Below are 12,542 nucleotides of genomic sequence, written 5' to 3' on the forward strand. Positions count from 1 at the left end.
ATTCATCAGGAGAAGCATGGATCTAGTTTCGCTGCGCATCATCACTGACGACCTGGAGCGGCTGGTCGGATTCTACGAACAGCTGACCGGCGTCTCGGGGACCCGGTACACCCCGGTGTTCGCCGAGCTCGCGTTCCCGTCGTTCACCCTGGCGATCGGCCACACAGACACCACTCGGCTGTTCGGTGAGGACTCGGCGCGCCCCGCCGCGAACCGCAGCGCCATCATTGAATTCAGGGTCGACGACGTCGACCGCGAATACGAGCGGTTGCAGCCGCTCGTGAGCGAATGGGTACAGGCGCCCACGACCATGCCATGGGGCAATCGCTCCATCCTGTTCCGCGATCCCGACGGCAACCTTGTCAACCTGTTCACTCCGGTGACCGAGGACGCCATCAAGAAGTTCGGTGGTTGAACCCCGAGCGTGGATCGCTGGCGGTGGGATGCCTTTCGGTTTCGGGGCTGGGCGTTGAGTGTGCATCCCGGGCGTTGAGTGTGCGGTGGGGGCGGCCAATCGTGCGAATTCCCCGCTCTCAGTGCCCAGTAGACGCCCAGGATGCACACTCGACGCGGCCCGACGGCGGCGCACCGACGGGCATCAACCGCCGATCATCAACCGCCGATCATCAACCACCCATGGTTCACCGCTCGTAAGTGCCGGTCAGCGTTCCGCGTGCGAGCACGTGTCCGTTCACGGAGGCGAACAGCGCCTTCGCGGTGACCGGCGTTTCGACGATGGGCCGGTCGACGGCGAACACGTGGAACCGGTAGCGGTGCGGCCCGTGGCCGGGAATGGGGCGGGGACCGGCGTAACCGCGGTGACCGAGATCGGCGCGGACGAAGCGCACACCAGGGCTGCCCGGTTGCAGCGCACCCGCCGCGATTTCGTCGAGTGTCGGCTCGATCAGCGCGACAGTGTGCAGTAGCGGGCGGGGCAGTGGGACGTCGATGTCGTCGATCACCAGCAGCACCTGCCCGGTACCGGGCGGCAGCCCGGCCCAGCGCAGCGGCGGGGAAACGTTGTCCCCGGCGCCCTTTCCCGCGGCGGACCGCGGCATGGGGCCTCCGTCGGTGAACGCGGTGCTGCTCACCGAGATCGAGCCCCCGGCGTCGAACCCGTTGGCACTCAACGGGCTTCGATGCACCCCGGCGCGGACGCCGCGCAGCGCCCTGCCAAGCGGCGCGATCATGAGCCGCTTCCGGCGCCGCGGATCGCGACGGCCGGCGAGCGGAGCAGATCGCCCAACTCCTCGGGGAGGTAGCCCTGCCGCACGAGTCGCGGCAGCACGCCGCCGCTTTCGACGATCTCGAGGATGAGGTCGGGCAGCTTCGCGACGCTGCCGACCGCCCCCGTGGTGTCGTTGCTCCAGGTGCCCGCGCTGAGGTCGAACGTCCCGGTGTCGCCTTCGCGAAAGAGGTTGGTGGCGTCGGGAACAGTCATCGCCGGCAGCCCCGAGTTCACGGCGTTGCGGAAGAACAGCGAGTTGAATTCCTCGGCGACCAGCCCGGCGACGCCGAGCTCGACGAACAGCGCGGCGACCGGCCGCGACGACCCGAGCCCGAAGTTCTTGCCGGCGACGACGACGTCGCCCCGGGACACCTCGTCGGTCCAGCCGGGCCGCACCTCGTAGAAGACGTGTTTGGCCGCCTCGGCGGGGTCCATCTTCATCGCGAAGGCCGGATACATGGCGTCGGTGTTCAGGCTGTCGCCGAAGACCCACACCGTTCCGCTGAACGATACGGTCACGCCGTCACACTCCTCGGGTCGGTGATGTAGCCGGTGACCGCTGAGGCGGCCACCGTCGCGGGGGATGCCATGAAGATCTGCGCCTCGGTGCTGCCCATGCGTCCGGTGAAGTTCCGGGTGCTCGAGGTGATGCACACCTCGCCGGGCCCGACCACGCCCATGTGGTAGCCGAAGCACGCGCCGCACGTGGAGTTGGTGATGACGGCGCCGGCGTCGGCGAGGTCCTGCAGATACCCCAACCGCATGGCCTCCCGGTACACCGCCTGCGAGGCCGGCGTGACGAGCAGCCGTACGCCGGGGGCAACGGCCTTGCCGCGCAGCACTTCCGCGGCGATCCGCAGGTCCTCGAGCTGGCCGTTCGCGCACGACCCGATGAACGCCTGGTCCACTTTCTGCCGGTCCAGCCGTGAGACGGGCAGCCCGTTGCGGCTGACGGTGCCCGGCCGCGCGACGTACGGTTCCAGGCCCGTGAGGTCGACGCGGCGGACCTCCTGGTAGGCGGCGTCGGAATCGGGTGCGGCGGCGTCGTACCCGGTGACGCCGCGCTCGGCGAGGAAGGACGCCAGGACGTCGTCGGGCTCGAACGTGCCGAAGTCGGCCGAGATTTCTGCGCACTGGGTGGCGATGGTGCGCCTATCGTGCATCGGGATGCGGGCCAGGCCCGGGCCGCCGAACTCCAGGCTGAGGTTGGCGGCGTCGCCGTATTCGTCGGCGATGTGCAGGAAGATGTCCTTGCCGCTCACCGTATCCGGCTTGGCGCCGTGGAATTCGTAGCGGATGGTCGGCGCGACCTGAAACCAGGTGCTGCCGGTGCACATGATCGAGTACACCTCCGCGGGCCCGAGGCCGCGCGCCGCGGTGTTGTAGGCGCCGGCCGCGCAGGTGTGGGAGTCGGTGCAGGCCAATACCTCTCCCGGCCGCGCCAGCCCGTTCTCGGCGATGACCTGATGGCAGATGCCGTGGCGGCCGACGTCGTAGAAGCGCTCGATGCCGAAGTCGGCGACGAACTTGCGGGCCTGCGGGCCGCCGGCCGCATCCTTGATGGTAGGCGCCGGAACGGCATGGTCCATCACCACCGCCAGCTTGTCCGGGTCATGAATCCGGTTGGGCGTCAACCACATCGTGGCGAACTGCAGGTCGATCAACACGGTCATGTCGACGTCGACCACGACGGTGTCTCCCGGCGACACCGTCCCCAGGCCCGCCTTGCGGGCGAGGATCTTCTCGATGATGGTCATGCCCATGATGCGTCCTTGCGTGCGTAGCGGGTGTCCACGTCGAGCCACTCACGCATGCCGACGAGGTTGAAGAAGTCGGCGGGCGCGGCGGGCAGGTGCGGGGCGATGTCGGTGCCGTTGAGCTCACAGAGGCTCTGCAGCATGCCGAAGGTGGCCCGCATGAGCAGGTTGCCCGGGTGGATCGCGATGGCGTAACCCAATTCCTGCAGCCGCGATACCGACTCGAGCGGCGTCATGCCGCCGACGACCAGGTTGATCAACAGGGGGGCGTCGACTTCGGCCGCGATGCGCTCGACCTCGGTGGTGTCCTGCGGTGCCTCGACGAAGATGATGTCGGCGCCCGCCCGCGCGTACCGGTTGGCGCGCTCGATCGCGGCGTCCAGCCCGAGCGGGCCGCGCGCGTCGGTGCGGGCCACCACGAGCAGGCCGTCGTCGGACCGCGCGTCCACCGCGGCGGCAAGGGCCTGCTCGAACACCGGCGCGTCGACGACCTGCTTGTCCGGCAGGTGCCCACACCGCTTGGGAAACACCTGGTCCTCCAGTTGGATCGCGGCCACCCCAGCGGCGTCGTAGGAGCGCACCGTGCGCACCACGTTCATGGGCGCGCCGTACCCGGTGTCGGCGTCGGCGATCAGCGGGATGTCGCCCAGCGCGTCGACGATCATCGCGGCCCGGCCAGCCATCTCGGTCGCCGTGACCAACCCGATGTCGGGCAGCCCGAAGCCGGAGGCGGCGACGCCCGCGCCGGTCATGTACGCCGCGCGGTGGCCGGTCCGCTTGGTCAGTTGTGCCGAGATGCCGTCGAAAACGCCTGGCGCGATGACGAGTTCGCGCTTGTCGAGCAGTTCACGCAACCGCCGGCGAGACGGGGTGGTGGGCATCGGTTCGGCTCCTTTCAGTCGAGTGCGCCCGCCACCGGGGCGGCGAGCACATCGAACAGGTCGTTCGTGTCGTCGAGTTCCTCCAGCCCGATCACCGCCCGCTCGATCGCCTCGGCGCGCGGGCGGCTGGTCACCCGGTCGGCGAGCGCGTGAAACTTCGCGACGAGCTCGTCGTTGGTGACGGCATCCGAAGGGGCGCCGTGCGGTTGGACAACGCGGGCCCGGTGCACGGCGCCGTCGCGCGTGGTCACCGCGACGTCGGTGCGGAACTTTTCGGCGAAGGCGGCGCCGGCGAGCGACTCGTCGAGGCGCACCGTGGTGGCCGCGATCAGCGACCAGATGTCGTCGGCGTCCAGCCGCGCGGGCGTGAACTGCTCGGGCAGCACGTTTCCGTCGAGCAACGCCGCCGCGGTCGCATAGGCGATGTTCATCTGGGCGCCCACCGGGGTGAGCGGGCGCTGCGGGGGCCACCAGCCATGCTTGTAGATCGTCTCCCCGACGGCGATGTCGACCGCGGAGATGTCCTGTCCGGCAAGCGAAGCGCGCAGGGAGCGGGCGGCGTCGATGGCGCCGTGCAGGCCGCCCATCGCGGCGTACGACTTCACCATGATGACGGTGGTCTCCAGCGCTCGCCGAGCTGTCCGGTCAGCAACGACGCATCGGGATCGTGGCCCTCGCCGAAGACGCTTAAGAATCCGCCGTATTCGCGCTCGAAGATGCGCTTGATGCCCGTGTAGCCGGCCGCCGCGAGACCGGCGGCGTAGAAGCCGTTACGCGCCGCCAGGCCGTGGTGCATCCGCTTGCTCATGGCCTCGTACTGGGCGGCCATCAGCCCCGCCGACTGGGTGGCGGCAAGGCCGAGCGCGTCCTCCAGTTGCGCCGGCGGCAGTCCGCGCAGCTTGCCCGACGCCATCGCGGCCGAGTGGGTGCCGAACACCGACCCGGAATGCCAGCCGCGGTCGAGCATCTGGGTGCCGTGCAGCGTGTAGCCGACCCGTGGTCCGACCTCGAAGCCGGCGACGGCGCCCAACAGGAGTTCGGCCCCGGTGGTGGCCTGTGTCCGCGTCGACGCCGTCGACAGCAGCGCGGGGATGACCAGCGCACAGCTGTGCAGCGGCGCCAGGGGGTGGAAGTCGTCGAGTTCGAAGCCCTGGATGAACGTGCCGTTGAGCACGGCGGCCGCCGGGGCGCCGGTGCTGCGCCCGGTGCCGATGACGATCGTGCCGGTGCCGTCGCCCTCGAGCCCGAGGACGGCGCCGGTGGCGACCCGCGACCAGGGCAGTTGAGCCCCCACCAGCGCGCAGCCGACGCCGTCAAGCAGGAGGTGCTTGGCGCGCTGCACGACGGGACGCGGCACGTCGTCGAGCGTCAGATCGGCGACCCAGGTCGCCAGCCGTCCGGTCGGCCCGGCCGGATCGGTGGCGGGAGCGTGCTGCATCACGGTCATCGAACCCCCTGCGAATCCAAGTTGTTATATACATATAACAACTGAACGAGCCGCGCAAGGAAGGCGCTGTGGAAGCATTGACCGCCATGGGGCAGAGCAAAGCGGGAGCAATGTCGACCGCCGCCGGCGTGCCCTTGCACCGGCAGCTGTTCCTGGTCCTGCACGACGAGATCGACCGCGGCGCGATCGCCCCGGGCGAGGCGTTGCCGACCGAGCAGACGCTGTGCGACCAGTTCGGGGTTTCGCGCATCACCGTGCGCCGGGCGCTGGCCGACCTGGCCGAGCAGGGTTACATCGAGCGCCGGCACGGCGTGGGCTCATTCGTGCGCCGGCACGGTCCCGCCGACGTGTCCGGCTACCTGGGCGGCGGCAGCTCGTACATGCAGGGCCTGCGGCAGACCCAGTTCGAGACCGAGGTCGAGGTCGTCGAGCTCGGGGTGCGCCGCCCCCCGCGGCTCGTCGGCGAGGCCCTCGAAACTCCGGACGAGCTGCTGCAGGTCCTGCGGGTGCGCCGGCAACGCCGGACGAGCGAGCCGCTGATCGTCAGCGACGCCTGGCTCCCGGCGCGCCTGGCCCCGGCGCTCACCGAAGCCCGGCTGCTCGGCGCGCCGCTCTACCAGTTGCTTTCGGAGGCCGGGGTGGTCGTGGAGCGGGTGCGGCACGAGATCACGGCCGAGATCGCGGGCCCCCGCAACGCGCGCTTGCTCGACACGGCCATCGGCGCGGCGCTGCTCCGCGTCAACCGCCTGGCGTTCGTGGCCGGGGCGCCGCACCATTACCTGTCGGCGCTGCTGTCGCCCAGCCGCAGTCGCGTGTTGTTCAACCAGACGGCCGACGAACTCGAGACGGCCGACGGCCTGATCATCGCCCACGACGTCGAGCGGCCTCCCGGGTAGCGCGGAGGACCAATGTGGCGCCGTCGCACCCGGTGAGCTCGCGCGCCGACGCCCGCACCACCTCGTGGACGGCGGGCAGGCCGCGCGCCAGCGACAGCTCCTGCACGGCCCGCAAGAGACGCTTCATGCCGGAAAGTTGTCCCCGCCGGCGAACCCGTGGGCCCGGCCGCGCGTCGGGTCGAATGACGTAATGAGCTGGGCGTCCATGCCTATCCTCCCGGCCGAAAACCGTGCACCCCAGCGACCTGCCCTCACGACAGTCCATGGAGAGTACCAACCGGCGGCCGGCGCCGGGGAAATCGCGGCGCCGTCACCGGCCGTTGGTGCGCACCGCCGACTCGATCGCTTCGGCGTCCGGTGCGCAGCCGCCGGCGCCGCGGACCTGGGTCGCAAGCGCGCCAGCCGCGCAGGCGCGCCGCAGCGCCCGCAGTCGCCCGGCCGGCGACCCGGCGTCGCCCGGCCAACTCGCGGCCAGCACCCCGGCGAAGACGTCGCCGGCGCCCGCGGTGTCCACCGCCGCGACCGCCGGGGCGGGTACCACGAAGTCGCCGTCGGTGCCGACGTAGCGGGCGCCGCGCGAACCCAGGGTGACCACCAAATGGTTTGCCGCCCAGTGCCATTGCTCGAGTTCACGCTCGTTGACGATCACCACGTCGGTCAGCGCCGCCAGCGCGTCCAGCGCCTCCTCGTCCTGGCCGGCGGGCGATGCGTTGGTCACGACGGCGGCGCCGGCCGAACGCGCTTGCCGCGCCGCGGCCAGTGCCGTTGGCGCCGGAATCTCCAACTGCGTCAACATCACGTCGCACTCGGTGAGGGCCGCGCGCGCCTGCGCCTCGTCGACCGAGAGCCGGCCGTTGGCGCCCGGCGAGACCACGATCGTGTTCTCGCCGGCGGCGTCGACCACGATCACCGCCGAGCCGCTCGGGCCGGGCACGGACAGCGCCGCGCGGAGCCCTACCCCGTTGGCCAGCAGGTGGGCCCGCAACCGTTCGGCGGCCGCGTCGTCCCCGAGCGCGCCCACGAATTCCACCCGCGCACCCGCACGCGCGGCGGCGACCGCCTGGTTGCCGCCCTTGCCGCCGGGTGCCTGGATCGCCGACGACGCCAACACCGTTTCGCCCGGGCGCGGAAGGGCATCGACGGCAAACGTCGAATCCATGTTCACGCTGCCCACCACGCACACCCGCGCCATGGCGCCAACGTTAGCCGGGCGGTCCGGCGGGCCCGGGTCCGTTGCGGCCCGTCGCTTTGCGCGCAATCACCGATATCTTGAGGTCCGCGCGCTAGTCTGCTGCGTTAGCGGTGCCGATTCTCGATCGAAGAAAGGCGGGAGAGGCGATTGACAGCGACCGAGCTTGAAAACGCCGAACCGGCCCCGGAGACGTCCGCGGAAACCGGTGCGCCGATCGCGGCCGCGCCCGCGCCGGCCGCCAAGGCCCCGATGGGCGCCCGCCACCTGCCGCGCATCCGGTTCGGTATCCAGTCCAAGATCATGGTGGCGCTGCTGCTGTCGAGCATTCTGGGTGTGGCGGTGATCGGCCTGATCGGCGGCCTCTCCGGGCGGACCGCGTTGCGGCAAGTCGAGTCCGAGCGGCTGATCGAGTTGCGCGAGTCGCAGCGGCGCCAGGTGGAGGCCCTGTTCCGGGAAGTCACCAACTCGCTGATCGTCTACAGCGGGGGGTTCAGCATCGTCGACGCGACCGCCGCGCTGACGGCGGGCTTCGACCAATTGGGCAACGCGACCATCACTCCCGCCCAGCAGCAGGAGCTCGCCGGCTATTACCAGACCCAGATGATCGATCCGATCAAGCGGCTGACCGGTGACCTCATCGATCTGAACGCCGTTCTGCCCGCCTCCAACGCGCAGAAGTACATCCAGTCGTACTACACCGCGCCTCCCCGTCAGCCCCCCGATGGCCTCCCCGTCGTGGATGCCGGCGACGGGAGCGCGTGGTCGGCGGCCAACGCCCGCTTCGATTTCTACATGCGTGGCATCGTCACCCGGTTTCAATACCGCGATGCACTGCTCCTCGACCTGCAGGGCAATGTCGTCTACAGCGTGCGAAAGGGCCCGGATTTGGGGACCAACATCTTCACCGGCCCCTACCGCGAGTCCAACCTGAGGGACGCCTACCAGAAAGCGTTGCGCTCCAACGACGTCGACTACGTCTGGATCACCGACTTCCAGCCCTACCAGCCGCAGCTGGACGCGCCCACCGCGTGGGTGGTGTCGCCGGTCGGGCTGAACGGCAAGATCACCGGCCTCATGGCGCTGCCCGTGCCGATCGCGAAGGTCAACAACATCATGACCGCGAACAAGCACTGGGAGAGCGCCGGCATGGGCGCCTCGACCGAGACGTACCTGGCGGGTCCCGACAACCTGATGCGTTCCGACTCGCGGCTTTTCCTGCAGGACCCGAAGGCGTACCGGCGGGAGGCCATCGACGCCGGCACCGCGCCGGACGTCGTCGACCGGGCGATCCGGTTGGGGGGAACCATTCTGGTGCAGCCGGTCCCGAGCTCGGGTCTGCGCGCCGCCCAGCGCGGGGAGACGGGCGTGGTGACCGGAACGGACTACACCGGCAACCGGGAGCTGGAGGCCTATGCCCCGCTGAACATCGCCAACTCGGATCTGCACTGGTCCATCCTGGCGACGCGGGACGATTCGGATGCCTTCGCGCGGCTCGGCCATTTCAGCAAGACGCTGGCGATCGCGGTCACCGCAATGATTTTCGCGATCTGCGTGGTGTCGATGCTGGTGGCCCAGCTGGCCATGCGGCCGATCCGGCGCCTCGAGGCCGGCACCCGCAAGATCAGCGCCGGCGACTACGACGTCAACATCCCGGTGCGATCGCGTGACGAAATCGGCGATCTGACAGCGGCGTTCAACGAGATGAGCCGAAATCTCGCGATCAAGGACGAGCTGCTCAACGAGCAGCGCCGCGAAAACGAGCGCCTGTTGCTGGCGTTGATGCCGGAGCCGGTGGTGCAGCGCTACCGCGGCGGCGAGGAGACGATCGCGCAGAAGCACCAAGACGTCGCGATCATCTTCGCCGACATCAGCGGGCTCGACGAGATTTCCAACGAGCTGCCGGGCGACGAGCTGGTGGGTATCGTCGACGACCTGTTCCGGCAGTTCGATTCGGCGGCCGAAGCCCTTGGGGTCGAACGGATTCGCACGTTCCACAACGGTTATCTCGCCAGTTGCGGCGTCATCACCCCGCGGCTGGACAGCATCCACCGAAGCGTCGACTTCGCCCTCGAGATGCGGCACATCGTCGATCGGGTGAACAGCCAGACGGGCCACCAGCTCGGCCTCCGGGTCGGCATCAACACCGGCAACGTCATCAGCGGGCTGGTGGGCCGGTCCAGCCTGGTTTACGACATGTGGGGCGGCGCGGTCAGCCTGGCCTACCAAATGCAAAGCGGGTCGCCGCAGCCCGGCATCTACGTCAGCGCGCAGGTGTACGAGGCGCTGCGCGACGTGCGCCAGTTCGCACCCGCGGGAACGATTTCGGTCGGCGGCACCGACCAACCGATCTACCGGCTGGTGGAGCGGTGACCGTGGAGCACGCCTGGGACTCCCCATGGTTCTACTGGGCGATCGCGATCGCGGTCGGGTTTCCTTTGACCCTGATCCTGCTCACCGAACTGCACAACACGCTGCTGCGCAGGGGCAACCGGCTCGCCCGGCAGGTGGGCCTGCTGCGCACCTACGTCCTGCCGCTGGGCGCGCTGTTGCTCCTGCTGGTCAAGGCCTCCCAGGTCCCGGCCGGGGACGTACCCGTACGGATGCTGACGACGGCGTTCGGCTTCCTGGTGCTCCTTGTGCTGCTGTCCGGCCTCAACGCCACCGTGTTCGAGGGCGCGCCCGAGGAGAGCTGGCGCAAGCGGCTGCCGGGGATCTTCCTCGACGTGGCGCGCTTCGCCCTGATCGGCGTCGGCCTGGCCTTCATGTTGTCGTACATCTGGGGCGTGCGCGTCGGCGGCCTGTTCACCGCGCTGGGTGTCACCTCGGTGGTCATCGGTCTGATGCTGCAGAACTCCGTCGGCCAGATCGTGTCGGGGCTGTTCATGCTGTTCGAACAGCCGTTCCGCATCGACGACTGGCTGGACACCACCGCGGGGCGAGGCCGCGTCATCGAGGTGAATTGGCGTTCGGTGCACATCGACACCGGCGGCGGAATCCGGGTCATGCCCAACTCGATGCTGGCGACGACGTCCTTCACGAATCTCAGCCGGCCTGCCGGCGTGTACAAGCTCGGGATGACGACCACGTTCTCGGCCGGCGACCCGCCCGATCGGGTGTGCGCGATGCTCTCGCGGGTCGCGACCGGCCTCCCGCAGCTCAGGATCGACAGCGTGCCGCGCTCGGTGCCGGTGGGCGGCGGCGAGTACCGCACCAGCATCGGGCTCAAGTCGCCCGCCGACGACGGCGCCGCGCGGTCGACGTTCCTGCGCTGGGTCTGGTATGCGGCTCGCCGGGAGCAGCTGCACCTCGACGGGCTCGACGACGACTTCTCCACGCCCGAGCGGGTGGAATACGCGCTGCGGACGGTGGTGGCGCCCGCCTTGCGGCTCAATGCCGACGAGGAGCGGTCGCTGTATTCGCGGGCACGGCTCGTCCGCTACGGCGCCGACGAGACGGTCGAATACACCGGGCAGGTGCCGGCCGGGATGACTTTCCTGGTCGTCGGGCGGGTGCAGCTGGCGGCGACGGCCGACGACGGGTCGATCATGCCGATCAGCACGTTGGCCGAGGGCTCCTTCCTCGGCCTGACCGCCCTGACGCGGCAACCGAACCTCGCCAGCGCGTACGCGCTCGAGGAGGTGACCGCGCTGGAGATCGACCGCGAACACCTCGAGCACCTGGTGATGCGGGAACCGTTGCTGCTGCAGAACTTTGGCCGCATCCTCGAAGAGCGCCGCAACAAGGTGCGTCGGGTGGGGCGCGGCGACCGGGTGGGCTGACCGCCACCGAAGGCGCTCCCACCTGGGCCAACCACACCGGATCGGTCAACGCCCTATACCCTGGGTCGATGAGTCTGCGAGCACCATCGCGGAGCGGTGCGACCCTGCAGCGGGAGCCGGACCTGCGCCGCGAGGTACACCACGCCGCCCGCCGCGCCCGTGTCGCGTCGCGCGTCCTCGCCTTGTTGCCGACGGTCGCCAAGGATCATGCCCTGCGCTCCGCGGCGCAGGCGATCGCCGGCAACGTCGAGTTGATCCTGGCCGCCAACGCCGAGGACGTCGACGCCGCCCGGGGCGCCGGCACGCCGGCCGCGATGCTCGACCGGTTGGCGCTGGACGCCAAGCGCGTCGAGGGCATCGCCGCCGGCCTGCGCCAGGTCGCCGGACTGCCCGACCCGGTGGGCGAGGTGCTCCGCGGCTACACCCTGCCCAACGGGCTGCACCTGCGTCAGCAGCGGGTTCCGCTCGGCGTCATCGGCATGATCTACGAGGGCCGGCCCAACGTGACCGTCGACGCCTTCGGGCTGGCGCTCAAGTCGGGCAACGCCGTGCTGCTGCGCGGCAGCTCGTCCGCGGCGCGGTCCAACCAGGCGCTCGTCCAGGTGCTGCGTGCCTCACTGGTCAGTGAGGACCTGCCCGCCGACTCGGTGCAGCTGCTCTCGTCGGAGGATCGCTCCACGGTGACGCACCTGATCCAGGCGCGCGGCCTGGTCGACGTGGTGATCCCGCGCGGGGGGGCCAGCCTGATCGACGCGGTGGTCCGCGACGCGCAGGTGCCCACGATCGAGACGGGCGTCGGCAACTGCCACGTCTACGTGCACGAGGGCGCCGACATCGATGTGGCCGAACGCATCGTGCTGAACTCCAAGACGCGCCGGCCGAGCGTTTGCAACGCCGCCGAGACGCTGCTGGTCGACGCGGCGATCGCGGGGGAGGCCGTGCCCAGGCTGGTGGCGGCGCTGCAAGACGCCGGTGTGACGGTGCACCTGGACCCCAGCGAGGACGACCTGCGCCGCGAATACCTGTCGCTGGACATCGCGCTGGCGGTGGTCGACGGCGTCGACGCCGCGATCGCCCACATCAACGAGTACGGCACCGGGCACACCGAGGCCATCGTGACCACCAATATGGCTGCGGCGCAGCGCTTCACGGACGGTGTGGATTCAGCCGCGGTGATGGTCAACGCTTCGACGGCGTTCACCGACGGTGAGCAGTTCGGCTTCGGCGCCGAGATCGGCATCTCCACCCAGAAGCTGCACGCGCGCGGCCCCATGGGACTCCCGGAGCTGACCTCGACCAAATGGATCGCATGGGGCGACGGGCAGATCCGTCCGGCCTGAAAAGAGCTTCTAGGAGAGCTGA

Annotated in this window: 11 protein-coding genes and 1 pseudogene; 5 read left to right on the forward strand and 7 right to left on the reverse strand. The window is 69.8% G+C overall.

Annotated elements, in window-relative coordinates; translation table 11 throughout:
• Positions 1–16: 16 nt before the first annotated feature.
• Entirely contained in the window at positions 17–415 is a 399-nt protein-coding gene (locus SKC42_RS19440) for a VOC family protein (protein ID WP_330965905.1), read from the forward strand.
• A gap of 226 nt (positions 416–641) precedes the next feature.
• Here the strand turns inward: SKC42_RS19440 and SKC42_RS19445 are convergent, their stop codons facing one another.
• From SKC42_RS19445 to SKC42_RS19465, 5 genes and pseudogenes are all read right to left on the reverse strand, one after another.
• Positions 642–1,190, reverse strand: a complete 549-nt coding sequence (locus tag SKC42_RS19445) for a YbhB/YbcL family Raf kinase inhibitor-like protein (RefSeq protein ID WP_330965906.1) — start codon at positions 1,188–1,190, stop codon at positions 642–644.
• Positions 1,187–1,747 (reverse strand): LeuD/DmdB family oxidoreductase small subunit, encoded by a 561-nt coding sequence (locus SKC42_RS19450; protein ID WP_330965907.1) that lies wholly within the window; start codon positions 1,745–1,747, stop codon positions 1,187–1,189. Before SKC42_RS19450 ends, SKC42_RS19445 begins: the two co-directional genes overlap by 4 nt.
• Entirely contained in the window at positions 1,744–2,991 is a 1,248-nt protein-coding gene (locus SKC42_RS19455; RefSeq protein ID WP_330965908.1) for a 3-isopropylmalate dehydratase large subunit, read from the reverse strand. Before SKC42_RS19455 ends, SKC42_RS19450 begins: the two co-directional genes overlap by 4 nt.
• Positions 2,982–3,866 (reverse strand): isocitrate lyase/PEP mutase family protein, encoded by an 885-nt coding sequence (locus SKC42_RS19460; protein WP_330965909.1) that lies wholly within the window; start codon positions 3,864–3,866, stop codon positions 2,982–2,984. Before SKC42_RS19460 ends, SKC42_RS19455 begins: the two co-directional genes overlap by 10 nt.
• Positions 3,867–3,880: 14 nt before the next feature.
• Positions 3,881–5,313: pseudogene (locus SKC42_RS19465) on the reverse strand (MmgE/PrpD family protein).
• A gap of 86 nt (positions 5,314–5,399) precedes the next feature.
• Between SKC42_RS19465 and SKC42_RS19470 the strand changes: the two are divergent.
• On the forward strand, positions 5,400–6,209 hold the full coding sequence (locus SKC42_RS19470; protein WP_330965958.1) for a GntR family transcriptional regulator: 810 nt from the start codon (positions 5,400–5,402) through the stop codon (positions 6,207–6,209).
• Here SKC42_RS19470 and SKC42_RS27800 read toward each other — a convergent pair.
• Entirely contained in the window at positions 6,175–6,336 is a 162-nt protein-coding gene (locus SKC42_RS27800; protein ID WP_442932195.1) for a hypothetical protein, read from the reverse strand. The genes SKC42_RS19470 and SKC42_RS27800 overlap by 35 nt on opposite strands.
• A 183-nt stretch (positions 6,337–6,519) precedes the next feature.
• On the reverse strand, positions 6,520–7,401 hold the full coding sequence (locus SKC42_RS19480) for a ribokinase (RefSeq protein ID WP_330965910.1): 882 nt from the start codon (positions 7,399–7,401) through the stop codon (positions 6,520–6,522).
• A gap of 249 nt (positions 7,402–7,650) precedes the next feature.
• Between SKC42_RS19480 and SKC42_RS19485 the strand changes: the two genes are divergently transcribed.
• The 3 genes from SKC42_RS19485 (at position 7,651) to SKC42_RS19495 (ending at position 12,520) form a co-directional block, all read left to right on the forward strand.
• Complete coding sequence (locus tag SKC42_RS19485; protein ID WP_330965959.1) at positions 7,651–9,771, forward strand: adenylate/guanylate cyclase domain-containing protein; 2,121 nt, start codon at positions 7,651–7,653, stop codon at positions 9,769–9,771.
• 2 nt (positions 9,772–9,773) lie between these two features.
• Positions 9,774–11,180: a mechanosensitive ion channel family protein gene (locus SKC42_RS19490; RefSeq protein ID WP_330965960.1), complete on the forward strand. Its 1,407-nt coding sequence runs from the start codon at positions 9,774–9,776 to the stop codon at positions 11,178–11,180.
• Positions 11,181–11,248: 68 nt separating this feature from the next.
• On the forward strand, positions 11,249–12,520 hold the full coding sequence (locus SKC42_RS19495; RefSeq protein ID WP_330965911.1) for a glutamate-5-semialdehyde dehydrogenase: 1,272 nt from the start codon (positions 11,249–11,251) through the stop codon (positions 12,518–12,520).
• Positions 12,521–12,542 lie beyond the last annotated feature (22 nt).

It is taken from the genome of Mycobacterium sp. 050134, assembly GCF_036409085.1.
GTDB lineage: Bacteria > Actinomycetota > Actinomycetes > Mycobacteriales > Mycobacteriaceae > Mycobacterium.